Here is a 24883-nt window from a genome sequence, read left to right as displayed (position 1 = left end):
CGGGGTATGCGTCGGCCATGTCAAAGGACCCCACCGACCCCGCCCCGCATGGCGTCATCCCCTACCCCGGGCGCACCGCGGAAATGTCCGAGCATCCGCGCGATGAGATGCGCGACTACACCGGCTCCGATCTGTTGGCCGGTAAACGCGCGCTGATCACCGGTGGGGATTCGGGCATCGGGCGCGCCGTCGCCGTCGCCTTCGCCAAGGAGGGGGCCGACGTGGCGATCGCCTATCTCGAGGAAACCGAGGACGCCGCCCACACCGTCGCGCTGATCGAAGCCGCCGGCCGCACCGGGATGGAGATTGCCGGGGATCTCGCGAGTCCGGCCCACTGCCGATCCGTCGTCGATCAGACCGTCAAACAGCTTGGCGGGCTTGATATTCTGGTCAACAACGTCGCCTATCAATCGCCGGTGGAGAGTCTCGCCGACCTCAGTGAGGAGCAATGGCGGCACACGTTTGCGGTGAACATCGACAGTTTCTTCCACGTCACCAAGGCGGCCTTGAACCATCTGCCCGACGGGTCGGCGATCATCAACACCGGATCGATCAACGGCCTGCGCGGTAACAAGACCCTGATCGACTACTCGGCCACCAAGGGTGCGGTGATCGCACTGACCTATTCGCTGGCGCAGACCTTGGTCGAGCGCCGGATTCGGGTCAATTGCGTTGCACCGGGCCCGGTTTGGACGCCGCTGATCCCGGCGACCATGGACGCCGAACGGACCGAGTCCTTCGGCGAGCAGGTCCCGATGAACCGCGCGGCACAGCCGGACGAGATCGCGCCGTCCTACGTGTTCTTTGCCGCCAACCGGCTGTCGTCGTACTACAGCGGCGAGGTGCTTGCCCCCATCGGCGGGGAGACCCTGCCGGGCTGAGAGTCACTGCGGGTGCAGCAGGAACTCGGTCAGGACCTCGGTGACCGCCGGGATGGCTTGCCGGGCAATCACTTCGTAGCCGTGCGTGCTGAGCGTCGGTAGGCACAGCAGGGCGGCGCGGGGAGTGAGCCCGTTGGCCTTGGCGTGCGACGGGTCGGCCTCGAAGGCCCCGACCACCGCGGGCTGCGGCTGCGTGCCGAGCTTCGTGCCGATCTCCATCAGCCGATCGGCGACCGCCTTGTCGTAGACGCACTCCGCATCGCTGTAGACCACGATCGGCCCAGCCGCCACGCGGGTTCCGTACTCCTCCTCGGTGGGGCCCACCTCCACCCCGAGGGTCAGATCTCCGGGCAGCGTGCGGCTGGCATACGAGCCGCCGACACCGCCCACCTCCTCGTTCGTGGTGAACACGAAGTACACGTCCGACGGTGGTCGCGGCCCGTCGTGCAGCGCGCGGGCGACGTCCAACACGACGGCGATGGCCGCCCGGTCGTCGAGAAAGTAGCTGCCGATGTAGTCGCCGAATGCCAACAGGGTGCGCTTGCTGGTGTCGACGCACACCCGGGTGCCGGGGTGTACCCCGGCGGCCGTCAACTGCGCCGGGGTCCGGCCGGTGAAGACGTAGACATCGCTCCAGTCCAGGGCCTTGCCACCCTGATCGGGCTTGGTGGCGTAGATCCGCGGACTCTCGCTCGTGGTGTGCTCTGAGCCCAGCGTCAGGACCGCGCGCAGCGTCTCCTCATCGCCGAGCACCGCCACGGGTCCCAGCCCGAAGTTGCCCGGGTACATGGTCCCCAGATGCGTCAGATGCAGCGAGCCGTCCTCGAAGACACGTTTGACCAGCATCGAGAGCTCATCCATGTGCGCCATCACCCGGGTGATCGGCGGGCGCTCGGCGTTGTCGTCGTCGCCGAAACGCCGTCCGCGCAGTAGCCCCACCACGTTGCCCGCCGGATCGACCCAGGTGTCGTCCACGTGCGGGGCCAGTTCGCGGCGGCAGATGTCGCGGACCGCGTCTTCCTGCCCGCAGGGGCCATACGCCCAGAGCAACTCCTGCAACAGCTCGAACTGTTCGTCACCGCCCGCTGCTCCACCGGTGTCGGCGGGCCGGATCGCATCGGCACCCATCGTGGCACTCACTCCACGATCGTGAAGAACGACTCCCCGTCCTCGGGGCTGCCGTCGACCTGTCCGCTGTCGCGGCCGTGTCGGTCGGGATCGGCGCGGTCCAGTTGATCATCGGGGGTCGGGACGACCGTCCGCTCGGCGTCGGCATCGGCGGGGTCGACGTCCGCGGGTGTCACGTCGGGCACCTCCTCGGCGAGGCGCTCATCGAGGGTGCGGTCGTCGTCGGCCGGTAGCCACTTCTCGGGCGGGTCGACCACCTCGTCGCCGTCATCGTTGCGGACCTCGTCGGAGTCCAGGCTCTCGGACGGTTCGAGCATGTGTTCTTCGTCGTTGTCTGCCTGCATTCCTGCCGGATGCCCGCCCATCGAGGGGGCCAAACAACGCCGCGCGGCTCAGGCCTGGACGGTCACCAGGTCGCCGAGGCCCACGTTGTTGTAGTACCAGGCGGCGTTGTCGGGGCTCAGGTTGATGCAGCCGTGGCTGACGTTGGCGTAGCCCTGCGACCCGACCGACCACGGTGCGGAGTGGACGTAGACCCCGCCCCAGGTGATCCGGACCGCGTGGTTGACGGTGAGCTTGTAACCCTCCGGGTCGTCCAACGGGATGCCGATGGTGCGGGAATCCATCACGACGGGGTTCTCCTTGCCCAGCACCGTGAACCGGCCCTGGGGTGTCGGGAACTTGGACTTGCCCATCGAGGCCGGCATCTGGCGGACCACCTCGCCGTCGATGCTGACGGTGAAGGTGTAGGCGGAGATGTCCGCGACCGCGCTGACGGCCGCCCCGGTCTGGAAGCTCGTGGGCATCCCGCCGGCCAGCAGCTTGATCTCGGAGTGCGCCGGCCAGGGGGCGTCGGGCACGAAATGCACGGTGGTGGGGCTGACCCAGTCGTACGCACCGCTGACCGCGGTGGGGGAGACGACCCGGATGGAACCCTCGGCGCGCGCCCGGTTGGCGACGGCCTCGCCGAAGGTCACGATGATCGGATGGCCGACGCCGACCGGCGTGCCCGACCGGGGTTGCACATCGACCACGCTGACATCGGAGATCGGGGCGGACACGGCGGCGGAGCCGACGGCGACCCACGCGGTCTGCGTGAGTGTCACGATCCCCAGCAAAGCCAAGGTGTAGCGGAGCGCCTGCCGCACGATGGTCATCCTTTCGCCGTACCCAGAATCACCGATCGTAATGAACCGGCCGAACTACCAGGAAAGTCGCAGATCATCGCGGATTTGTTACTGCAGTGCATGTCGTGAACGGCACCCGGGCCGGCGGCACCGACCGCCGACCGCGCGCTCGCCACCGCTGACATCCTGCAATCTCAGCACTGGGCGCGGTGCCGCGCGCCTGCGACACACCCGCGCTCAGGTCGCGAATTGGTTACGTCGGGCAGCCGCAATCGCCGCCGCCGGCGTCGGGCAGTTCGGCCAGCATCTCCACCCGCTCGGCGTCGAAGCTGAGGAACCCCTTGATCGGCAGCGATTCGGGCAGCGGATCCTCGTAGCTCCATGCGATGTCCTCGACGGCGCTGCCGTCGGGCAAGGTCGCGCCCCAGTACGTCGCGTAGCCCTTGTAGTTGCAGTAGCTCGTGGTGGCGGTGCGATGCAGCAGATCGGTGCGCACCAGCGCCGGGTCCACGTAGAGCCGCGGCGCCAGCGAGGTCTCGAACACGATCGTGGTGGTCGTGGTGTCCACCAGCGTGGTGTCGCCGACGCGGACCCGCAGCCCGCGCCGGGTGGGCCGGCAATCGACGCGGTGATACGGGTTGGGCGGGTAGTGCACCAGCTGGCGGTCCTCTTCGAGCCAGGTGTCGACCGCCTCCCACGGCACGGACACGTAGCCGGGCGCCTCGGGTACGGGTTCGCTTGGCAATCCGGTGGTTTCGGCCTCCGGAAAGGCGTAGCTCAGTGGGCGGCCGAGGCGATGCACCAACAGCGCGTGCTCGGTGTCGATCACGCTGTGGCCGGCCAGGAGGGCCTGCACGCGGCGCGGGTGGGGTTCGACGAAGACGATGTCGGCCGGTACCGGGGCCGAGAACCACCCTGCCGGATCGCTGCCGAACGGTCCGCGGCCCGCCACCAGGCTCATCGCGCTGGCTCCAGGTGATTCCACGGTTGGTCCGGCATGGCCGCCAGCCTAACGCGGGCTTTACAACTCCGGCAAACACTGTCACGCTCGCAGGTGGCGGATTCGGTTGGAGCACGGAGGACGAGTGGACTTTTCCCGCGTTGCGTTGTCGGACGACGATCAGGCGTTCCAAGCGGAACTGCGCACCTGCCTGACCGAGCTCGTCACCGACGACGTGATCCGGCGGGACCGCGAGACCGGAGACAACTTCGACGAGGATGTCCACCTGGCGTTGGGCGCCAAGGGTCTGCTGGCCGCCGACTTCAAGGACGAGAGCGACGGCGGCTTCAGCCGGCTGCGCCGCCGGATCTGGGATCTGGAGATCGGACGCGCGCACACGCCGTGGTTCCACTGGGGCACGACGGCGATGGTGGCCCACCTGGTGGCCAAGTTCGCCGCCGCGGACATCCTCGAGGAGGTCATGCCCGGAGTGCTGTCCGGTCACATCCGGCTGTGCCTGGGCTACACCGAACCCGAGGGCGGCTCCGATGTGGCGACGTGCAAGACCCGCGCGGTGCGCGACGGCGATGGTTGGATTATCAATGGCGCCAAGATGTTCACCTCCAATGCGCAGCATGCGCAGTACGTCTTCCTGCTCACCAACACCGACCCGGCGGCGCCCAAGCACCAGAGCCTGACGATGTTTCTGGTTCCGCTCGACACCCCGGGCATCGAGATCCAGGGGCTGCGGACCGTCGACGGCGACCGCACCAACATCGTCTACTACAGCGATGTGCGGGTCGACGACCGCTACCGCATCGGAGAGGTCAACGGCGGCTGGTCTGTGATGCGGGTGGCGTTGGACGCCGAACACGGTGTGATGGAACCAGACTCGCAGGGTCTGCAGAAGATCTCGATGATGTCCGAACATGCGCTGCTGATGGCGGAGGCTGTGGACCGGGCGGCGGCGATCGTGGGTGCCGGAGGTCCCGATGGCGGCCGCCGGATCGATGATCCGGCGGTGCAATACCGGCTCGGGCGCAGCGTGGCCCGGATGGAGGCGGCGTTGAGCACCCCGGAGATGTTCGGTCGGGTCGCGAACGTGACCGCCATGCGGGAGGTGGCACCGGAGTTGATGGACATCCTCGGCACCGCCGCGCTGCTGCCCGCGGACACCCCCGGCGCGATCGACGACGGCGCCGCCGAATACGTCTACCGGCTGGCTGGACCGTGCGGCATCTACGGCGGCACCCTGGAGGTGTTCCGCAACATGATCGCCACGCACATCCTGGGATTGGGCAAGCCGAACTACTCAGCGCCGAAACCGGCCCGCTGACCGACGCCTGCCGGTGCGGGTCAGGGCCTGAGTCCGACGGCGTGACGTAACTGCGCCAGGAACTGATCGGCGTCATCACTGCGAACAATGTAGTGCGACACCGCAACCCGCACCGCGGTCGCGGCCTTCTCGGCGCCGTTGGGCCCGGGCAGCATGCTTTGCAGCCCCGTGCGCATCACCGGGATGACGCGCGCGATCCGGGAGATCGCCGCCTCCGGTTCGACATCGATGATGCGCACGCCGGAATAGGACTGCTGGAACGAGACGATGTAGCGCAAGGCCGCGTCGAGGCGATCGGTGCCGCGCAATCCCGCGGTGGCACCGATGATCCCGTCGTCGAAACCTTTTTTCTCGTACGCGCCGAACGCGGTGAGCAGTTCGTCCTTGGAGGCGAACCACCGGTAGAGCGTGGGTCGGGATACGCCGGCCTGCGCCGCCACCTCGGACAGGCTCAGCTTGGTCTGCCCGTTGCGGGCCAGCACCTCGGCGGTGGCGCGCAGGATCCGCTGCCGCGACGAACTTCCCTCGACGTCGGGATCATCGCGGCCGGGCAACGTCGTTTCCTCCACGGGAAACCCCCTCGCCGGTCGACGTTGCCTTTGCTGTTGCGGGGCGAACCGCCCGCGAAACATCTAACGTTACAAAGCTTAGGTCGCTTGTAAAAGCCTGCGGGGCGGATCACTGAAAATGGCAAGCCGCCAGTCGCGGAGGCAATCGCACGCAGTCTTTACAAATTTGAGGGTAAATGTCACGCTGATGTCCGGAGTCGCCGCCGTCGCGCCGCGGCCAGGAGGGAGGCATCCAGTGACGGTCGCCAGCGCCGCACAGGCACGTGAGTACAGTCCGCACGACATCACCTCGCACGATTTCTGGAGCCGGCCGTTCGCGGTTCGCGACCAGACGTTCGCACAGCTTCGACAGGGCGAAGGGCTGAGCTGGCATCCACCGCTGCCCACCCTGTTCGAGCTGGAAGAGCCGGGGTTCTGGGCGTTGACGCGGCGCGCCGACATCGTCTTCGCCAGCAGTCATCCCGAACTGTTCACCTCGGCGCGCGGCGTCGCACTGGACCCGATGCCCGCCGAGATGCAGCAGGTTGCCGCGTTCTTCTTGGTCATGGATCCGCCCCAGCACACCGTCTATCGGAAACTGATCAGCTCGGCGTTCACCCCCCGCAACGTCCGCCGGATCGAGGAACAGATCCAGGCCAACGCGGTCAAGATCGTCGACGATCTGATCGGGGTGGGCGACGTCGATTTCGTGGCGGCGTGTTCGGCGCGGCTGCCGATGCTCACGATCTCCGACATGCTCGGGGTGCCCAAGGCCGACCAACCGGCGTTGGCCGCGGCCGCCGAAAAGTTGTTCAGCATGAGCGACGACGAGTACAGCACGCTGGAAGAGCGCGCCATGGACACCATCAACGAGATCATGCTGATCTCCAACACCGGGATCGAACTGGCGAAGTTCCGCCGCGCGAACCCCGGCGACGACCTGATGACCAGCATCGTGAATGCCGAGGTGGACGGGCATCGGCTCACCGACGAGGAGATTGGCGCCTTTCTGATCCTGTTGGCCTCGGCCGGCAACGACACCACCAAGCAGACCACGACGCACGCCATGATGGCGCTGGCGGCCAACCCGGAGCAGCGGGACTGGTTGATGGCGGACTTCGAGGGCCGGATCGGGCCTGCGGTGGAGGAATTCGTGCGGTGGTCCACCCCGGTCATGCAGTTCGCCCGGTTCGCCACCGAGGACGTCGAGGTGGGCGGTCAGACCATCGCGGCCGGCGACAAGGTCGGACTGTTCTACTGCTCGGCCAATCGCGACGAGGCCGTGTTCGACAACCCCGGCGCATTCGAACTGACCCGTTCATACAACCCTCATCTGGGTTTCGGCGGCGGCGGCCCGCACTTCTGCCTGGGCAGTCAACTGGCCAAGGCAGAGCTGCGAAACCTGTTCCGCGAGCTGCTGACTCGGCTCAAGAAGGTGGAGTTCGGCGAACCCGACCTGCTGTACAGCACCTTCGTGCACGGCGTGAAGCGGGTGCCCGCCCACATTCAGTGAGGCCTTCAGTCAGACCGGTGTGCGACCGGTGTCGCGCGAGCGTGCGCAGACCCGGGGTTTTGGCCGGCGTGTCGGCCGGGGACACGCCCGCTCGCGGTGAGGGGTGAGGGGGTTAGCGGGGGCGGGGGCGGACCAGGACGGACTGCGCGATGGCGCCCACTGGGCCCTGCTCGTCGAACAGCGTGCCCAGCGTGGCGCCGATGCCGTCGGGGCCATAGCTGGTTTCGGCGCGGATGCCGGTCCATTCCCCCTGCGGCACCCGATGGATGTGGACCGCGAGGTCGGTGTTCATGAACGTCCACTTGCGGATGTCCAGCTTGTTGCCGAGGCCGTTGGCGTCGTCGGCGACCGTGAACAGCCGCTGGAGCGGCGTCATGGTCTCGCCCTTGACCAGGTCCACCAGCGGCCTGATCCAGGATTCGCCGGGTCCCTCATTCAACGGCTTGGTGAGCCAGCGCCAGTCCAGGCTGTGCACGTAGTTGCGGTCCCAGTCCTTGCGCATGTCGCGGGCCTTGGCCGCCGACAGCGGCGGCATGGGCTCGGCGGGCGCGTGTAGCAGCGCTTCGGTGTCGAGTTTCTGGATGCGCCAACCGGTCGCGATCGCCACCGGACGCGGGGTGCCGTCGGGTCCGGGCCCGAGCATCTCGGCGCTGACCAACTCGATCTGCTTGCCGCTGCGCTCAACCCGCGACCGCACCCAGCAGTCGCCCTCGGCGGGAACGGCGCCCAGCAGATCCACCACCACCCGGCTCAGGCGGGTGTCCTCGCGCTGCGCGCAGCGCTCCAGCGCGCGGGTCAGCAGCGCGGAGACCGGCGCGCCGTGCTGGATGCTCGCCGACCAGGTGCTGCGCACCAGATCGGTGGGGGCGAATCGCTCGCCGTCGGGGTCGCTGTCGAGAAGTTCGTAGTAGCAGTCCGACATCAGGGCCATCCCGCCCCGGGGACGTCGACGGTGACGGCGTCGAGGCGCGAGTTCTTGGTGCCGATCAGGCGCTCCGGATAGGCGTCGGTGCTCGACAACAGGAACAGCGTGCGGCGCTCCGGCCCGCCGAGCGTGCATGCGATCGCGGTGCGCTCGCCCATGTCGATGCTGTCGGTGACGGCGCCGCCGGCCTCGATGCGGTCGAATCGGCAGCCCAGGGTCATCGCGGTCCAGACGCCGCCCTCGGCGTCCAGCGCGATGCCGTCCGGTGGGGCACCCAGACCGTCGGCGAAGACCCGGCGGTCGTGCAGGGCCCCGGCCGCGTCGATGCTGAAGGCGCTGAGCCGACGCCCCACCGATTCGGCGACGATCAGCGTCGACCCGTCGGCGGTGATCACCATGCCGTTGGGGAAGTCGAGATCCTCGGCGACCACCCGGGCGCTGCCGTCGCGATCGACGCGGATGATCACCCCGCCGGAGCGGGCCTGGGAGCCGACATAGGCGCGCCCGAGCGGGTCGATCACCATGTCACCCAGGTTCGCCGGTGCCAGCTCCGACAGGTCGGCGAACCCGGTGACGTCCTCGCCGTCATAGTGCAGGACCTGCCGCTTCTCGCCGGAGACCACCAGCAGGCAGCCGTCCGGGCAGAACCCCAGCCCCGATGGCGCGTGCCCCTCGACGGGCAGGGTGGTCATGGCCCCGCCCAGTGTCACGGTGTGCACGGCCTCGCCGAGCATGTCGGAGAACCAGAGCAGTCCTTCGAACCAGCGTGGGCCCTCGCCGAAGCAGAAACCGTTGGCCAATGGAGTCACTGTCAGCACGGTTGCCTCGACCCGGCCCGTCTACCTTTACAAAACACGGGACAAGTGTCACGCTCGCTAGGTGTCACTGTCAACAGGCCCCCGGTTATGGCCATGAAGAAGTACTACGGCCATACGCTGCTTTACCTCCACGAGACCATTGACCTGGGGTCCGGGCGCAGCGACGAGTTCACCGCGACATTCACCGAGTTGTACCAACCGATGATGCACGAACTCGGCGCCCGACTGTTCGCGATCTGGGAAACCACGCCCTACAACGGCCACTGGCCGCAGGTCACGATCATCTGGGAGATCGACGCGTTCGCCGACTACGCCCGGATCGGGCGCGCGCAAGCCCGCGGCGGCAGCCACGCCGACACGGCCGCGGCGTGGTCGCGGTACCTGGCCGGCACCGGAGCCCGCGGCGAGGGCCGGATCATGTACGCCGGCAAGTACAACAAGACGTTGGCGCAGTTGCGGGAGTCGGACTTCCGGGCGGGCTTGGTGATTCAGGAGATCATGCAGACCAAGCCCGGTCGCCAGGACGACTACATCCGTGAACTGGAACGCCTCTACGTGCCGTGGTCGGAGAGCACCGGCAAGCGCTGGCTGGGCTCCTACATCACGACGTTCCGGTTCAACGAGGTCATCCACTACTGGGCGCTCGACGGTGACTGGGATTGCTTCGAGAACCACTACCCGTCGTGGAAGGGCGAGCCGCCTGCCGAGATCGTCACCTGGATGAGTGTGGCGCCCGCCCTGCGCGACGGCTGGGAGGACTCCATTCTGGCCGCGCTGCCCCCGTCGCCGTTGAAATGACTCCCACGATGAATCACAGTGTCGCCCAGGACTTCAGCTACGATCCGTTCGATCCGGACGTGATGGCGAATCCGCTGCCCTATTACCGGGTGCTGCGCGATGAGCATCCGGTGTACTACATCCCGAAGTGGGACACCTACGCGTTGTCGCGGTTCGACGACATCTGGCAGGTGCTCGGGCTCACCGACGGAACGTTCGTGGCCTCCGAGGGCACGCTGCCGGCGGCCACGGTGCTGGCGAAGCACAACGACGGACCGGTGCCCGATCCGCCGGTGCATCCGATGCCGTTCCACGCCAACTTCGACTCCCCGATCTACGAGAACGTGCGGCGCTGCACGTCGGCGCAGTTTCGGCCCCGGTCCGCGGCCAAGCTCGCGGATCGCATCCGCACGCTGGCCAACGAGCGGCTCGACGAGTTGCTGCCCCGCGGCAGCTTCGACCTCACGCAGGACTACGGCGGCATCGTCGCGGCGGCCATGGTGTGCGAATTCGTAGGTCTGCCAGTCGATCTCGCTGGCGAGGTGCTGGCCACGGTGAACGCCGGCAGCCTGGCCCAGCCCGGCCAGGGTGTCGAGGTGGGCAACTCGCGGCCGGGCTACCTGTCGTATCTGACCCCGATCATCGAACGTCGTCGCGCCGCAGGGGCCGACGGCAGCGTCCCGATCGCGGACAGTCTGATCAACTTCTCGTTGCCGGACGGATCGTCGTTCAACGACGTCGAGGCCGCGACCCAGATGCTCGGGGTGTTCATCGGCGGGACCGAAACCGTCCCGAAGATCACCGCCACGGGGCTGTGGCAGCTCAGCAAGCATCCCGAACAACTCGCCGCGGTGCGCGCCGATCTGGCGACCAATGTCCCGCTCGCCCGTGAGGAGATCATCCGCCACAGCGCACCGGCGCAGTGGTTCGCGCGAACCGCGCGCCGGCCGTACCCGATTCACGACACCACGATTCAGCCCGGCCAGCGCGTCATCGCCCTGCTGGCGTCGGCGGCCCGTGACGAGCGCGAGTACCCCGATCCGGACGCGTTCAGCTGGGACCGGCCCATCGAACGTCTGCTGGCCTTCGGTCGCGGACAGCACTTCTGCCTCGGGGTGCACGTCGCCCGACTCGAGATCACCATCATGATCCAGGAGTTCCTCAAGCGGGTGCCGGAATTCTCGATCGATGCCGAGGCGGCGTCGCGGCCGCCGTCGAGCTTCCAATGGGGCTGGAACAACATCCCGGTGCAGGTGTAGCTCATGTGGTCCTATCGGCTGACCGCCCCGTACACTTTCGAGCGCCGGGAGCTGCCCGCCCCCGAACCGGAATCCCTTGCCGACCAACAGGTCCTGCTGAGGTTCGAGGCGGCCGGTATCTGCGGCAGCGACCTGCCCGGGTACCGGGGCACCCAGGGCAAGCTGCCCGGTGACACCGGGGCGTGCGCGGCGGAGATGAACGGCTTCCCGGTGCATGAGATCGCCGGCGAGGTGCTGGCCAGCCGGCATCCCCACCACCGGCCGGGGGACCGGGTGGTGGGGTGGGCCTCGGGATTCGACGGCCTGATGGGTTACGTTGTGGCCGACGGAAACGGGCTGGCGTCCTATGACCCGGCCCTGACCCCCGCCCAGGCGGTGGGACTGCAGCCGTTGGCATGTGTGCTGTACGCGTTCGAACAGCTCCCCGAGATCGCGGGCCGCCGGGTGGCAGTCATCGGCCAGGGCTCGATCGGCCTGCTGTTCTCCTATGTCGCAAAGGCATTGGGCGCCGCCCAGGTGACCGGGGTTGACCCGGTGGACCGCGCCCCCCTGGCCGCGGCGTTCGGCGTCGACGAGATGGTGCGCGCCACCAGCGACCGCTGGGTGGTCCACCTGTCCGCGACCGATCGTCCGGCCATCGTGATCGAGGCGGTGGGGCACCAGGTCGCGACGCTGAGCCATGCGATCGAGGCGGCGGCCTTCGGCGGTACCGTCTTCTACTTCGGCGTGCCCGACGACGACAGCTACCCGATCTCGATGCGGACCATGCTGCGCAACAACCTGACGCTGCGCTCGGGGGTGACGCTGGACCGCGCCCGGATGCTGTGCGCCGCCGACGATTTCGCTCGGGACCACCCCGAGCTGTTGCCGAACTACATCACTCACACCTTCTCGGTGGACCAGGTGCCGGCCGCCTTCGAGTTGGCGTGTCGACCCGAGCCCGGCCGGGTCAAGATCGCGATCGCGGACGAGGGGAGTCCGGCGTGACGGCGAGCAGACTGCAGTCGGCCCTGGCCGGCGGTGCCCGCGCCTGGGGCGGGTGGGTGGTGGGACCGACGCTGCTCGGCCCCGAGGAGTTCGCCGCGGCCGGCTACGACTACGTCGGACTCGATACCCAACACGGCTACCTGAGCGACGCCGACGCGGCGCTGCTGCTGCGCCGCCTCGAACACGTCCCGATCGCGACCGCGGTGCGGTTGCCCTCGGCCGCACCGGCTCCCATCGGCCGGGTGCTCGACGCCGGCGCGGATGCGGTGATCATCGCAATGGTGGAGACCCCGGAGCAGGCCGCCCAGGCGGTGGCGGCCACCAGGTATGCCCCCGCCGGGGTGCGCAGCTTCGGACCGCTGCGGGCCGGCCTCGGCGTCGACACCGCGGCGCTGGAGGCACGCGCCGGCGTGTACGCGATGATCGAGACCGCGGCCGGGTGCGCGAACCTTGCCGACATCTGCGCCGTGCCAGGGCTTTCTGGCATCTATGTGGGACCGGCCGACCTCGCGATCTCGCTCGGCCACCCGGTGCCGGGGCTGTGGGAGACCGCCGAAGTCACCGACACCGTCCAAGAGATTCAGCGCACCGCCGCCGCGGCGGGGCTGGTCACCGGTATTCACGCGGGTGCTGGCCGGATCGGAAACCTGGTGGCAGGGTGGGGATTTCAGCTGATCTCGCTGGCCTCGGAGTCCCAGGCGCTGCGCCGCGGCGCGGCCGAACATCTGCGCGAGGCCACCGGTGAACGGCCGACCGCGGTCGAGGACACGTCGAAGGGATACAGCTGACATGACGGCGACAGACCGGATCGCCCTGGTGACCGGGGCGGCCCGCGGCCAGGGTGCGGCGATCGTGGCCCGCCTGCGCCGCGACGGCTTCGCGGTGGCGGCCTGCGACGTGCGGACCGAGGAACTCACCGCCGGCGTCGCGGCACTCGACGATCCAGGTGTGATCGCGGTGCCGTTGGACGTCACCTCCGAGGACCAGTGGAGCCGGGCGGTCGAGCAGGTCGCCACCCGCCTGGGCCTGCTGACCACCCTGGTGAACAACGCCGGGGTGCTGCATCGGGCCGCGATCGCCGACGAGGACCAGGCCGGCTTCGAACGGGCCTGGCGGGTCAACTGTCTGGGCGCGTTCCTGGGTATTCAGGCCTGCCTGCCGGCGCTGCGGGAAGCCCACGGTGCGGCCATCGTCAACACCTGCAGCACCGGCGCGATCCGGGCATTCCCCAACCACGCCGCCTACGGATCCTCGAAGTGGGCGCTGCGCGGACTGACCCAGATCGTGGCCGCCGAACTCGCGGGCATCGGTATCCGCGTCAACGCGGTGCTGCCCGGTCCGGTGCAGACTCCGATGCTCGACGAGCCCACCCAGGCGAAGCTGGCCACCTCGGCGGTCAGTGGCCGCCTCGGCAAACCCGCCGAGATCGCCGACGCGGTCGCCTTCCTGGTATCCGAGCACGCCTCGTTCATCACCGGTTCCGAACTCGTGGTCGACGGCGGTCAAACGCTGCAGATGGGATGAGCGCAATGACGAATGGCCTGTCGGTGGGCGTCATCGGCGCCGGCCCGGGCGGCCTGGCGCTGGGGGTCTTCTTGAAGAAGGCCGGCTTCGAGCGCTTCACGATCTTCGACCGCGAGGACGGGGTGGGCGGCACGTGGCGCACCAACACCTATCCCGGCCTGGCTTGCGATGTGAAGTCGCACCTCTACTCGTTCTCGTTCGATCTCAACCCGCACTGGTCGCGGCTGTGGTCGGATCAACCCGAGATCCTGCGCTATTTCGAGGACTGCGCGCGCCGCCACCAGCTGCAGGCACATCTGCAGTTGAACACCGAGATCGTGGCGGCCACCTGGAACGGGTTGACCCGCACCTGGCGCCTGACGACCGGGGCGGGCGACGAACACGTCTTCGACGTCGTCGTCTCGGCGGTGGGGGTGTTCAACCAACCCCTGGCGCCCGACCTGGTCGAAGAGGAACCCTTCGCGGGTACCGTCATGCACACCGCGAAGTGGGACCACTCGGTTGAGCTGGCCGGGGCCCGGGTCGCGGTGCTGGGCACCGGATCCACTGCCGCCCAGGTTCTTCCGGAGATCGCGCGGCAGGCCGCGCAGGTGTACTCGGTGCAGCGCTCGCCGACCTGGATCCTGCCCAAGCCCGACCGTCCCTACACCGACCGGGAGAAGTGGATCTTCCGGCACGTCCCGCTCGCGAAGCGGATGTACCGCACCAGGCTGTGGTGGCGCAGCGAATCGAACATCGCGGTGATCGAGCACGGCAGCGACAAGACCCAGCAGTTCAAGGCGCTCGCGCTGACGGCACTGGACGCGAATGTGCCCGACGACGAACTGCGGGCCCGGCTGACACCGGATCACCCCCTGGGCTGCAAGCGGTTGGTGTTCGCCACCGACTACCTGCAGGCGTTGACCAAGGAGAACGTCGAGGTGGTCTCGTCCCCGGCCAAGGCGCTGCGGGCGCGGTCGCTGGTCACCGCCGACGGCACCGACCTCGAAGTCGATGTGGTGGTGTGCGCCACCGGCTACGCCGTGGCGGACTACCTCGGGCAGATCGACGTGCGCGGGGAAGGCGGGGTGGCGCTGCAGGACACCTGGCGCGACGGTGCCTATGCGTACCTGGGGATGGCGGTGCCCGGCTTCCCGAATTTCTTCATGCTGTACGGGCCCAACACCAACGTCGGCTCCAACAGCGTGATCTTCGTGCTGGAGGCGCAGGCCCGCTACGTGGTCCGGGCGCTGCAGCAGATGCGGCGCAAACGCAAGTCCTACCTGGCGGTCCGCCGCGATGCCACCGCCGACTACGTCGCCAAGATCGACCGGTGGATGGTCGGCACCGTGTGGACCACGCGCTGCAGCAACTACTTTCGGGCCGCCAACGGCCGCGTCGTCACGCAGTGGCCGCGCAGCGCCCGGGCGTTCTGGGCGATGACACGCCGGTTCCAGTTGCGGGACTACACCTTTGAGCCGGAACCCGAAGCTGCCGAACCGCTGCAGCTGCGGTCGCATTCGGCGGCCGCGCAGTGACCGCGTCGCCGCCCCCGGCCGGTGCGGACCCCAATGACCGGCTCCGGCCGGCGTTGCGGCCACTGGCCGAGTTCCGGACCGACCTCAGCGCCGAACTGCTTCCCGCGGTGCGCGAATCGCTCAACGAGCGGCGTCGACAGGCGGCCGCCCAACTGGATACCTTCGGGATCGACATCGTCGATCGGCAGGTCCGGGTCGCGGGTGCGCGGCGCACGATTCCGGTACGGATCTACCGCGCCGGACCAGCCTCGGCGCCGGCCGTGGTGTATTGCCACGGCGGCGCATTCGTGCTGGGCAACCTGGACACCGACCATCTGCAGTGCGTGGAGTTGGCGCGGCGCGCCGAATGCACCGTGATCTCGGTCGACTACCGGCTGGCCCCGGAGCACCCATACCCCGCCGCCGTCGAGGATGTCGCCGCGGTACTGCAGTGGGCTGTCGACACCGCGGACGAACTGGACATCGACGCCGACCGGATCGCGGTGGCGGGTAGCAGCGCCGGCGGCGCCCTGGCGGCCGGTCTGGCGCAGTCGGCCGCGCGGGGCGAGGTGCCGCCGCTGGTGTTCCAGCTGCTGCATCAGCCGGTGCTCGACGACGGGCTCAGCCCCGCCAAGCAAGAGTTCACCGCGACACCGGGTTTCGACGGTCCGGCCGCCGAACAGATGTGGCGCCATTATGCGGCGGTGCGTCCGGCGGCCGCGGTGCCGGGGCGCACCGACGATCTCACCGGCCTGCCCGCGGCGTTCATCAGCTGCTCCGAGCTGGACCCGCTGCGCGACGAGGCCATCGATTACGCGCTGCGGCTGCTGTGGGCCGGCGTCAGCACGGAACTACATGTGCTGGCGGGCACCTGCCACGGCTTCGATTCCATGCTGCCCGACTGGGAGGTCAGCCGGCAGCTGTTCGCGCTGCAGGGGGCGGCGCTGCGCGCGGCGCTGCACCGCTAGGCACCCGCCGCGACGGCGTCGAGTTCCCGGGTGATCGCGGCGTGGTAGCGATCGATGAACGCGGGGTTCACGATCTGGAAGAACTTGTCGGGCATCGGCGCATCGCGGTAGGCCTCGATGGTCATCGTGCGGGTGAACAGCGTCCCGTGGCCCGGCTCGCTGAAGTGGTACTGCACGGTGATCCGGCCGTCGAACCCGCCGTTGCCGTCGCGGTCGTGGCCGAGCCGTCCGACCGAGTTGAACATCCACAGCCGGGGTCGCATGGCGATCGCCAGGTGCCAGGTGTAGATGTGCGCGCCGTCGGGACCGGCCTCCTCCCAGGTGTCACCGACCTCGAGCGGCAGATCGTCGAGCTTGCCGACGTATTTGCTCCCCGGGTAGGTCTTGGTCCAGTTGTTCGGGTTGGTGACGAAGTCGTACACCACCTCCGGGGAGTGTTGGAACGTCGTCGCGGAACTGGTGGTCACGATGCCCAATGCAGTGGCCTCTCTGGATCGGCGTGGCGTGCCGGATCACGCTGGAACCGGCACCACGCTGACTTTACAGATTGCCGCTCAAATGTCACGCCATTCGTGCGCGTGGGGCCTCAGCCGCCGGTCCAGGAGGCCCAGGTGTGCACCTCGATGTCGATCACCGGGCCGTCCAGCGAGACGGTGTCGTACTGGGCGTATTTGGCACGCAACAGGTCGCGTCCGGTGTGTGCGACCGGACCGTCGTCGTGCACCGCGGCCCGACCGTCGGCGCGCACCCACCACAGCAGTGCCCAGTCCTCGCTGTAGTGATCGACGAGTACGCTGACGGCGGGCCGGTCGGCGATGTTGGCCAGCCGCCGCAGTCGCGTACCGGATTTGGGCTTGCCGTCGACGGCGGTGTAAATGTGCTGGTCGTTGAGGGCGAACACGATCGGGACGAGGTGCGGTTGGCCGGTGGCATCCACGGTCGCCAGCCGCGCGACGCGGGCATCGTTGAACGCCTGCAGCACTGCCTCGCTGATCGACTCGGCCACCTCACCCAGGGTAGGCGAGCTAGCTGAGGTCGCGTGCCCGACCGACCAATTCCACAGCTGCCGTGCGCATCTGGTCGGCGGAATCCAGTGGGTCCGAGTAGCCGATCCGCGTGTACGCGACCCCGCGGGGCGTGCTGACCTTGAGATCCAGACCGTACCGGTCGGCACCGGTGCACAGCGCGGTGTCGGTGTCGGGGAAGCCGCCCAGGGTGCGCGCCAGCAACGCCAGCGAGTCGGCGTGGTCGGCGTTGAGGTGCGCGATCGCACCCGCGGCATGCGGTGCGACGGGGTCCGGGCGGGCCGCCGAATAGGCCGGACCGGTGGCCGAATCCATCCGGCCGTAGCCGCCCACCCAGCGCGCCCGGTCCACCCGCAGCACCCACACGGTGAAATCGCTGTAGTCGATGTAGTACTTCGCCGCGGGCACTGCCGCCACATGGGCGTCCCGCGCCGCGGCCAGTTCCGCGCCGGTGGGTTCCTCGACCGTGCCCGCCAGCGTGATGCGGCCGTTGGCCAGCGGGTCGGCCTCGGTGGACGGTGCCACGATCGCGATGCTGGCGCGCGGGTCCCCGGCCAGGTTCCGGCCGTGCTCGGCCATGTGGGACACGCACAGCACCGGTGCGCCGTCGAGCAGGCCGTAGGTGACGAACGAGGCCCACGGATCGCCGGTGGCGGTCAGGCTGGCCAGGGTGCCGACGTTGGTGGACGCAGCGATGGTGCGGGCCTCTTCGGCGGCCGACGGGCGGACCGAATTCACCACCTCGGTCAACGGTGGTGGGACGCTCGGGGCGTCGCCGGGATCGCCATGGTCGCGGATAGCCACGTCCGCACCATACCGCCCCACCGACGCGGCAGTTCTCGCGCGGAAGCCCCGTGCCGGGGTTGTCTACTGGATGGCACCCGCTGCTCTGACCGGCGCGGGGTGACGCAATTTGGCGCATCGCACGATTTCCGGGCGGCTTTTCGCTACCTTGACCAGAGATGCTGCGATAGGGCGATATCACCGGGGGGGCGGGCGATGGCAAAGCAGTCTTCGGAGGCGAACGCAGCGAAGTCTGAGCTCGCGATCTCAAAAGGGTGGGTCCAGGGCGTGGCCCTGGTCATGGTCTTCGGTTTCCTCGTGATGGGACTGCTGGCGGTCCGCACGTACTCCGACTCGATGCCGCTGCCGCAGCGCGTCGTCGGTCCAACCGGTGACGCGCTGTACACCGAACAGCAGATCGCCTCGGGCCAGCAGATTTTCCTGCGTCGCGGCCTGCAGCAGTACGGCTCGGTGATGGGGCACGGCGGCTACCTCGGACCGGACTACACGGCCGAATACCTGCGGCTGTCCGCCGATCACGTCGCCGACACGTTGCGGACCGAGGGGTCGCCCGACCCCACCGCGGATCTCGTGACGATGATGCGGACCAACCGCTACGACGAGGCCACCGGAACCCTGGAGTTCACCGCGGCGCAAGTGAGCGCCTTCGAAGCGATCCGCGCCTACTATGCGGACTACTTCGGCACCGACTCGACCGAGCACGGATTACTGCCGCGGATGATCACCGACCCGCAGGAAATCCATGATCTGACCGCATTTTTCAGCTGGACCGCCTGGGCCAGTGCGGCAGAGCGGGACGGCCATCAGTACTCGTACACCAACAATTGGCCACCGGAGCAGCGGGTCGGGAACACGCCGACGGCCGACATCCTGGTCTGGTCGGCCATGTCGCTCATTGCGCTGCTGGCCGGCCTCGGGGCACTGTTCGCCCTCTACGGTCGCTGGAGCCGCAAGATCGGTTGGCACGCAGCCGAAACCCCGTCGCTGGCATTCCGGCAGCCCGGTGAGGTGGCCATCACGCCGGCGCAGAAAGCCACGGCCTGGTTCTTTCTCGTCGTGGCGGTGCTCTTCCTCGGCCAAGCGGTGCTCGGTGGCGCCATTGAGCATTATCGGGCCGACCTGAGCAACTTCTTCGGCATCGATCTGGCCCAGATCCTGCCGTTCAATCTGGCGCGCACCTGGCACGTGCAGCTGTCTTTGTTGTGGACGGCGGCGTCTTTCCTCGCCGCCGGAATCTTCCTGGCGCCGATCATCTCCGGGCGGGAACCGCGCCGGCAGTCCTGGCTCGCCTACGCCCTACTCGGCGCGCTGTTCGTCGTGGTTGCCGGGACGTTGGTCGGGACGGCGCTGAGCACTTTCGGGGTCGACTGGGCCAAGGGCTCGATCTTCTTCGACCAGCAATGGGAGTACCTCGATCTGCCGCGGTTCTGGCAGATCTTGCTCGTCGTCGGGCTGTTTCTGTGGATGGCGATCATCTATCGCTCGATCCGGTCCCGGCTGAAGACCGAGAGCAAGCTCAACATGCCGTGGCTGTTCTTCTACGCGGGACTGGCGATCCCCGCGTTCTACGCCGTCGGCATGCTCGCCGGCACCGAGACACACCTCACCGTCGCCGAGTTCTGGCGGTTCTGGGTCGTGCACCTCTGGGTCGAGGACTTCCTCGAGCTGTTCACCACCGTCATGGTCGCCTACATCTTCGTGATGCTGGGCGTGGTGCGACGCAAGATCGCGATTCAGCTCATCTTCTTGGACGTCATCCTCTACTCGATGGGCGGCGTGATCGGCACCATGCACCACCTGTACTTCTCCGGAACACCGGTGGAGCACATGGCCCTCGGTGCATTCTTCTCCGCGCTGGAAGTGATCCCGCTGACGTTCCTCACCGTCGAGGCCTGGACGTTCCTACAGCTGGGGTCGCGGCAGCAGTCCCGCAGCAGCGCGCCGTTCCCGCACCGCTGGGCAGTGATGTTCCTGGTCGCCGTCGGCTTCTGGAACTTCGTGGGGGCCGGGATATTCGGGTTCCTGATCAACCTGCCGATCGTCTCCTACTATCAGATCGGTACCGCGCTCACCGCCAACCACGCGCACGGGGCGATGATGGGCGTCTACGGGATGCTGGCCGTCGGTCTGGCGCTGTTCGCCCTGCGCTACATCATCCCGCCGCAGCGCTGGCCGGAGAAGCTGGCGAAGGTCTCCTTCTGGTGCTTGAACATCGGTCTGGCCTGGATGGTCTTCGCAACCCTGCTGCCGCTCGGGGTCCTTCAGCTCTGGCATTCGGTCAACGACGGCTATTACGAGGCCCGGACCCTGGGCTACATCACCCAACCCGGCAACGCCGTGTTGGAGTGGTTGCGGATGCCCGGTGACTTCCTGTTCATCCTGGGCGGCGTACTGCCGTTCGTCTGGATCGCGTGGCTGGGCGTGCGGCACGGGATCAAGGCGACGACGCACACGTTGCCGGCCGAGACGCTGTTCGTGGAGGAGCACGCCGAGGCGGCGGAGGACCGGACCGGGCTCACGGCCACGACCGGGGGTGGCCCGTCACGCTACGCATCCGACCGTCGCCCGCTGTCCAGCGACGGCGCGCCGGAGGCGGATCCGTGACCGCCGGCATCGGGATCGCGACCTGGCTGACGCTGGGGTACGGTGCCGCGCTCGTCATGGTCGCCTACGGTATCGATACCTTCGCTCGCCGCTCGGCGGCCAAGGTGGAGCAGCATCGGTCCGGCGCGTTCGTCTACCACGAAGACCACGACGCCTGGCAGTGCCCGGAGGACCAGTGGTTGTGGCCCAAATCATTTGACCCTGACAACCGAGTCATGCGGTACCGGGGAAAACCGGCCATCTGCAATGCCTGCCCGGTCAAGGACACGTGCACCACGTCGCTCGACGGGCGTGAGGTGAGCCGCACCATCGACAGCTGGCCGGCGTCGGAGGCGGCCCGCTTCCACCGCGGGATCGCGTGCGTTGTCACCGTCATCGCCGTGGTGTGGCCGCTGGCCATGGCGATCGCCGCGCCGACCGCGATGGAGACGCTGCTGTTGGTGGGCGGTGCCCTCGCGATCGGTGTGGTGTCGCTGCCGCTGTGGTCGCACCTGCGCCGGACCCGCGCGGTGCCGGACGGGGTCGCCTTTCAAACCCTTGACGCGAACATCGAAGAACGAAACCTGTTGGCCGAGGCACAAATTCGTCGTCGCACTTCCTACGCGTCCGACCGGCGCGAGCAGGCCACACCACGAGCGAGGAGGCTGCCCTGATGGCCGCATGGGCGGTGATCCTCGTTCTGCTGGTGCTGGCCGCGGGGCTGACGTTCGGTTCGCTGCGGGTCATCAAGGAGTACGAGCGCGGGGTGGCGTTTCGGCTCGGTCGGTTACGCGGACCACTGGGACCCGGCCTCGTGGTGGTGCTCCCCGGCGTCGACAAGCTCGTCCGCGTCGACCTCCGTACGGTGACATTGACCATTCCGCCGCAGGAAGTCATCACCCGTGACAACGTCACCGCTCGCGTCAACGCGGTCGTGTTGTTCCGCGTCACCGATCCGATGAATTCGGTGATGGCGGTGGAGAATTTCGCGGTCGCCACGTCCCAGATATCCCAGACCACCCTGCGGTCGGTAGTGGGGCGGGCCGACCTCGACACCTTGCTTGCGCACCGCGCCGACCTGAACGAGGATCTCGCCGCCTCGATCGCCAAGCAGACCAAGCCGTGGGGGGTGGAGGTCGAGGTCGTCGAGATCAAGGATGTCGAGATCCCAGAAATGATGCAGCGGGCCATGGCCCGCGAGGCCGAGGCGGAGCGGGAGCGGCGCGCCAAGGTGATCAGCGCGCACGGTGAGTTGCAGGCGTCCACGGAACTGCGCGACGCGGCGATCACGCTGAGCGAGAGCCCGGCGTCGCTGCAATTGCGTTACCTGCAAACCCTGCTCGAACTCGGCGCCGACCAGAACTCCACGGTGGTCTTTCCGATTCCGATGGACATCGTCCGACCGTTCCTCGAGAGCAGGCCGCGGAGCCAGACCGACGACGCGCCCGACGTCGGCGATGCCGTCCCACGCATCCGAAGGGTGAGGTCCGATGAGTAGTGCAGCGCCTGACCGGGCGGCCACGGGTGCAGCCGCGGCCGAGACCGACGAATCGGCCGGCGTCCCCGAGCCCGGCCGCCGAATCGTGCTCGTACCCTCTCCGCCCGGCTCCTGGCGGGTGTTGTTGGGGGGTGGCGCGGCGGTGCTGGCACCGCTGTTCGGCTTTCTGGTCGGGAGCATTCTCGGCGCGGGGGCGCCCGGTGACGCCGTCGACCCGATGTTCCTGGCGCTGTTCACCGGCATCGTCATCGGGGGCATCGGAGTGTTGGTGGCATTCGCCGGCGGCGCTCGGTTATGGCGGCACTTCCACGAATCCGATATCGCCGAATCCTGATCCGGCAGCAACCAGGTTCCGGCGCTGCAAAATCGGCTAGGCCGGCTCGGTTTCGCGTTGCAACTGTTGCTCCAGCCAACTCAGCACCGGCGGTGCGACCTGATCGAGCGCGGATTCGGCGATGATCCAGTGCGGCAGCCCCGGATGCACCTGCTGCTGGGCGCGGTAGCGCGCGGCGATCCGACGGGAGATCCACGGCGCCACGTTGCGGTCCGCGCCGGCGCTGACACACAGCACCGGGCAGCGGACCTGCTCGGGATCGACCCGAGTGGATTTGGCGCCCAGCGACATCTCCCGGAACACCCGGCCGGAGTCGCGGGCCAGCCGCGGCAGCAGGTCGTCCTGCTCGTCGCGCGACAAGGTGCTCAGCGGAACCGTGCGCATGGTCCGTTCCGACGGCAGCATGGGGCGGCCCGCCATGATCGCCGGCAGCACCGGAAGCAGGTTGTGCATGACCCTGGGCTGCGGCCACAACACGCCGGGCGGAATGGAGGCGAGCAGCACCAGTGCCGCCGGATCCCGGACCGCGGCCAGCCGCTGGCCCAAGAGTCCGCCCATGCTGTGTCCGATGACCACCGGGCGGTGCCCCGGCGCCCCCGGTTCGGGGTCGATCTCGTCGAAAGCCCGGACCGCCACTTCGAAACAGTCCGCGATACCGGTTCGGCGCAGCACCTGGTCATCGGTTGGGTCCCGGCCGGGCATCGTCGGCGCATGACAGCTGTATCCGGCGCTGGTGAAGAATTCGGTCCACGGTCGCCACAGCGCCGGGCGACCGAAGACCCCGTGCAGGAACAGGATGGGTGGCTTGGTCTCAGCCATTCATCAAGTATGCCGACTCAGCGGCCGTCGTCCAGCGCCTGACGGCCGGCGTTGTAGCCCGGGATGAAGGTGATCCCCGGCCCGCCGTGGCAGCCGGCGCCGCCCAGATAGAGCCCGTCGATGGGAATGGGTTGATCGACAAAGCCTTTCGGCCCGGGCCGGTTGGGGCCGATCTGATCCGAGTGCAGCAGGCCGTGGCAGTAGTCGCCGCCGGGCGCACCGAACATGGTGCCCATGTGTTTGGGCGTGAACGTGGTGTGACGGCTGATCAGCCCTTCGAAGTTCGGTGCGAGGCGGGTGATCTTCTCGATCACCCGCTGCCCCATGGCCGCTTTCAACTCGCCGTAGCGACCGTGCTGCTCCTCGATGGGAAACCACAGCGCGAAGGCCGAGGCGGCGTGCTTGCCGGCCGGCGCCAGCTCCGGGTCGTGCACCGACGGGATCTGCAGCGCGATCGCGGGGTCCGCCGGCAGCACCCCGTGGCGGCTGGCCTCCCACTGGGCCTGCAATTCCTCGGGGGTGCTGAACAGGCCGATCGCCGCCTGCATCGCCGGGTCGTTGAGGACCTCGTACGGCGCGGCGAACTCCGGGATGCCGTCGAGGGCGAAGTGCATCTGCAGGTAGCTGCCGCGGTGGTCGATACGGGCGAACCGGTCGCGGACCTCGGCGGGCACCGCGGCGGGGTCCAGCAGACCGTTGACTGTGAGGTCCGGCGCCAGGCTGGAGATGACGACCGGGGCGGTCAGCGTCGAGCAGTCCTCGAATCGGACACCGCTCACGCGTCCGTCGGCCACGGTGATCTGCTCGACCCGGCTGCGCAGCCGCACCTGGCCACCGTGGGACTGCAACCGCTCGCGCAGGTGCGTGGTCAGCGCGCCGATGCCGCCGCGCAGCTTCTTCATCAACGCGGCGTTCTCGTCGGGAACCGCCAGGCCGTAGGCCAGCGCGGCGGCGGTCCCCGGCACCGCCGGACCCCGGTAGGTGGTGTTGACCGCGAGAAAGGCGAGCATGCCGCGCAGCGCGCCGTGCCTGTCCTTGTCCGGCAGATATCGGTCCAGGACGTCAGTGACCGACCCGAACAGCAGGTCGTTGACCGCGGCGCGCTCCGCGGCAGTCGTCGCACCGGAGAACATCTGGTCGAAGGTCCTGGGCCCGACGCCCGCCTCGAACCGGCCCAGAGCGCGGGTCGGGGCCAGGCTCCAGGCCATCAGGTTGGCCATCCCGGTGACGGCGTCGGCGCCGTGCACCTCGCCGAGATGGGCCAGCATCTTCATCGGGTCGGAGTAATAGAGGACAGGAGCGTCGCCGATGCCCCGCAGCGAAACCGACATCACCTCGAGGTCGATGGTGGGCAACCCGTCCAACCCGAGTTCCCTGCTTACCGTCAGCGAGGTGGGGAACTGCAACGAGCCGGCGATCTCGAATCGGTAGCCCTCGAAGAGTTCGACGGTCGAGGCCATGCCGCCGGCGTAGCGCTGCGCATCCACACACAGCGTGCGCAGGCCGGCCTGCGCAACCAGGACCGCCGCGGTCAACCCGTTGTGACCGGCGCCGATGACGATCGCGTCGTAGTCGGTCGAATCCGCCATAGCG

26 protein-coding genes are annotated in these 24883 nt (G+C 68.3%); 14 read left to right on the top strand and 12 right to left on the bottom strand.

The annotated features are described in order from the left end of the window. Positions 1–17 precede the first annotated feature (17 nt). The gene (locus RCP80_RS23070; RefSeq protein WP_308479888.1) at positions 18–881 is read left to right on the top strand and encodes an SDR family oxidoreductase; all 864 of its coding nucleotides are present in this window, start codon (positions 18–20) and stop codon (positions 879–881) included. Positions 882–884: 3 nt separating this feature from the next. Here RCP80_RS23070 and RCP80_RS23065 read toward each other — a convergent pair whose 3' ends face one another. From RCP80_RS23065 to RCP80_RS23050, 4 genes are all read right to left on the bottom strand, one after another. Further along, the gene (locus RCP80_RS23065) at positions 885–2009 is read right to left on the bottom strand and encodes a M42 family metallopeptidase (protein WP_373693553.1); all 1125 of its coding nucleotides are present in this window, start codon (positions 2007–2009) and stop codon (positions 885–887) included. An 8-nt stretch (positions 2010–2017) separates the two neighbouring features. Next, positions 2018–2326, bottom strand: a complete 309-nt coding sequence (locus RCP80_RS23060) for a hypothetical protein (RefSeq protein WP_373693399.1) — start codon at positions 2324–2326, stop codon at positions 2018–2020. A gap of 75 nt (positions 2327–2401) precedes the next feature. Next, positions 2402–3166, bottom strand: coding sequence for a L,D-transpeptidase (locus RCP80_RS23055; protein ID WP_308479885.1), 765 nt, complete (start codon positions 3164–3166; stop codon positions 2402–2404). Between the two features lie 223 nt (positions 3167–3389). Next, a complete protein-coding gene (locus tag RCP80_RS23050; protein WP_308482993.1) occupies positions 3390–4097 on the bottom strand; it encodes a DUF427 domain-containing protein in 708 nt (235 codons plus the stop codon). Between the two features lie 124 nt (positions 4098–4221). Here RCP80_RS23050 and RCP80_RS23045 point away from each other — a divergent pair, with 124 nt between their 5' ends. Next, complete coding sequence (locus RCP80_RS23045; protein WP_308479884.1) at positions 4222–5412, top strand: acyl-CoA dehydrogenase family protein; 1191 nt, start codon at positions 4222–4224, stop codon at positions 5410–5412. A gap of 20 nt (positions 5413–5432) precedes the next feature. On the opposite strand, the gene RCP80_RS23040 is transcribed toward RCP80_RS23045, so the two are convergent. After that, on the bottom strand, positions 5433–5981 hold the full coding sequence (locus tag RCP80_RS23040; RefSeq protein WP_308479883.1) for a TetR/AcrR family transcriptional regulator: 549 nt from the start codon (positions 5979–5981) through the stop codon (positions 5433–5435). A 235-nt stretch (positions 5982–6216) separates the two neighbouring features. Here RCP80_RS23040 and RCP80_RS23035 point away from each other — a divergent pair, with 235 nt between their 5' ends. Next, positions 6217–7473: a cytochrome P450 gene (locus RCP80_RS23035; RefSeq protein WP_308479882.1), complete on the top strand. Its 1257-nt coding sequence runs from the start codon at positions 6217–6219 to the stop codon at positions 7471–7473. 112 nt (positions 7474–7585) lie between these two features. Here the strand turns inward: RCP80_RS23035 and RCP80_RS23030 are convergent, their stop codons facing one another. Both RCP80_RS23030 and RCP80_RS23025 read right to left on the bottom strand, forming a co-directional pair. Then, on the bottom strand, positions 7586–8395 hold the full coding sequence (locus RCP80_RS23030) for a thioesterase family protein (RefSeq protein WP_308479881.1): 810 nt from the start codon (positions 8393–8395) through the stop codon (positions 7586–7588). After that, entirely contained in the window at positions 8395–9213 is an 819-nt protein-coding gene (locus RCP80_RS23025) for an SMP-30/gluconolactonase/LRE family protein (protein WP_308482992.1), read from the bottom strand. The genes RCP80_RS23030 and RCP80_RS23025 overlap by 1 nt, the downstream gene beginning before the upstream one ends. Positions 9214–9309: 96 nt before the next feature. Here RCP80_RS23025 and RCP80_RS23020 point away from each other — a divergent pair, with 96 nt between their 5' ends. The 7 genes from RCP80_RS23020 to RCP80_RS22990 are packed head-to-tail and all read left to right on the top strand — an operon-like array spanning position 9310 to position 16227. Then, positions 9310–10014 (top strand): NIPSNAP family protein, encoded by a 705-nt coding sequence (locus tag RCP80_RS23020; protein WP_308479880.1) that lies wholly within the window; start codon positions 9310–9312, stop codon positions 10012–10014. Positions 10015–10022: 8 nt separating this feature from the next. Next, positions 10023–11252 (top strand): cytochrome P450, encoded by a 1230-nt coding sequence (locus RCP80_RS23015; RefSeq protein WP_308479879.1) that lies wholly within the window; start codon positions 10023–10025, stop codon positions 11250–11252. Between the two features lie 3 nt (positions 11253–11255). Then, the gene (locus tag RCP80_RS23010) at positions 11256–12239 is read left to right on the top strand and encodes a zinc-binding dehydrogenase (protein WP_308479878.1); all 984 of its coding nucleotides are present in this window, start codon (positions 11256–11258) and stop codon (positions 12237–12239) included. Beyond that, positions 12236–13027 (top strand): HpcH/HpaI aldolase family protein, encoded by a 792-nt coding sequence (locus tag RCP80_RS23005; RefSeq protein ID WP_308479877.1) that lies wholly within the window; start codon positions 12236–12238, stop codon positions 13025–13027. The genes RCP80_RS23010 and RCP80_RS23005 overlap by 4 nt, the downstream gene beginning before the upstream one ends. Before the next feature lies 1 nt (position 13028). Continuing rightward, positions 13029–13763, top strand: coding sequence for an SDR family NAD(P)-dependent oxidoreductase (locus RCP80_RS23000; RefSeq protein WP_308479876.1), 735 nt, complete (start codon positions 13029–13031; stop codon positions 13761–13763). Next, positions 13760–15280: a flavin-containing monooxygenase gene (locus RCP80_RS22995; RefSeq protein WP_373693398.1), complete on the top strand. Its 1521-nt coding sequence runs from the start codon at positions 13760–13762 to the stop codon at positions 15278–15280. The genes RCP80_RS23000 and RCP80_RS22995 overlap by 4 nt, the downstream gene beginning before the upstream one ends. After that, complete coding sequence (locus tag RCP80_RS22990) at positions 15277–16227, top strand: alpha/beta hydrolase (protein WP_308479874.1); 951 nt, start codon at positions 15277–15279, stop codon at positions 16225–16227. The genes RCP80_RS22995 and RCP80_RS22990 overlap by 4 nt, the downstream gene beginning before the upstream one ends. Here RCP80_RS22990 and RCP80_RS22985 read toward each other — a convergent pair. The 3 genes from RCP80_RS22985 to RCP80_RS22975 all read right to left on the bottom strand — a co-directional run bounded on the left by RCP80_RS22985 (position 16224) and on the right by RCP80_RS22975 (position 18056). Beyond that, positions 16224–16703 (bottom strand): SRPBCC family protein, encoded by a 480-nt coding sequence (locus RCP80_RS22985; RefSeq protein ID WP_308479873.1) that lies wholly within the window; start codon positions 16701–16703, stop codon positions 16224–16226. The two genes, RCP80_RS22990 and RCP80_RS22985, sit on opposite strands and share 4 nt — an antisense overlap. A gap of 110 nt (positions 16704–16813) precedes the next feature. Then, on the bottom strand, positions 16814–17233 hold the full coding sequence (locus RCP80_RS22980) for a TIGR03668 family PPOX class F420-dependent oxidoreductase (RefSeq protein WP_308479872.1): 420 nt from the start codon (positions 17231–17233) through the stop codon (positions 16814–16816). A gap of 19 nt (positions 17234–17252) precedes the next feature. Then, positions 17253–18056, bottom strand: coding sequence for a HugZ family pyridoxamine 5'-phosphate oxidase (locus RCP80_RS22975; protein ID WP_308479871.1), 804 nt, complete (start codon positions 18054–18056; stop codon positions 17253–17255). A gap of 195 nt (positions 18057–18251) precedes the next feature. Here RCP80_RS22975 and RCP80_RS22970 point away from each other — a divergent pair, with 195 nt between their 5' ends. From RCP80_RS22970 to RCP80_RS22955, 4 genes are read left to right on the top strand one after another with little or no spacing between them, the layout of a single operon-like run. Further along, positions 18252–20660, top strand: a complete 2409-nt coding sequence (locus tag RCP80_RS22970) for a nitric-oxide reductase large subunit (RefSeq protein WP_308479870.1) — start codon at positions 18252–18254, stop codon at positions 20658–20660. Continuing rightward, positions 20657–21313: a hypothetical protein gene (locus tag RCP80_RS22965; protein WP_308479869.1), complete on the top strand. Its 657-nt coding sequence runs from the start codon at positions 20657–20659 to the stop codon at positions 21311–21313. The genes RCP80_RS22970 and RCP80_RS22965 overlap by 4 nt, the downstream gene beginning before the upstream one ends. After that, entirely contained in the window at positions 21313–22137 is an 825-nt protein-coding gene (locus tag RCP80_RS22960; protein WP_308479868.1) for an SPFH domain-containing protein, read from the top strand. The genes RCP80_RS22965 and RCP80_RS22960 overlap by 1 nt, the downstream gene beginning before the upstream one ends. Then, complete coding sequence (locus RCP80_RS22955) at positions 22130–22471, top strand: hypothetical protein (protein ID WP_308479867.1); 342 nt, start codon at positions 22130–22132, stop codon at positions 22469–22471. The genes RCP80_RS22960 and RCP80_RS22955 overlap by 8 nt, the downstream gene beginning before the upstream one ends. A 36-nt stretch (positions 22472–22507) precedes the next feature. Here the strand turns inward: RCP80_RS22955 and RCP80_RS22950 are convergent, their stop codons facing one another. Together RCP80_RS22950 and RCP80_RS22945 are read right to left on the bottom strand one after the other, a co-directional pair. After that, positions 22508–23290, bottom strand: coding sequence for an alpha/beta hydrolase (locus RCP80_RS22950; RefSeq protein WP_308479866.1), 783 nt, complete (start codon positions 23288–23290; stop codon positions 22508–22510). Between the two features lie 17 nt (positions 23291–23307). Continuing rightward, entirely contained in the window at positions 23308–24879 is a 1572-nt protein-coding gene (locus RCP80_RS22945) for a phytoene desaturase family protein (protein WP_308479865.1), read from the bottom strand. Positions 24880–24883: the final 4 nt, after the last annotated feature.

The organism is Mycolicibacterium sp. MU0053, from assembly GCF_963378095.1.
Taxonomy (GTDB): Bacteria; Actinomycetota; Actinomycetes; order Mycobacteriales; family Mycobacteriaceae; genus Mycobacterium; species Mycobacterium burgundiense.
This window is presented reverse-complemented; position numbering and strand designations above follow the sequence as displayed.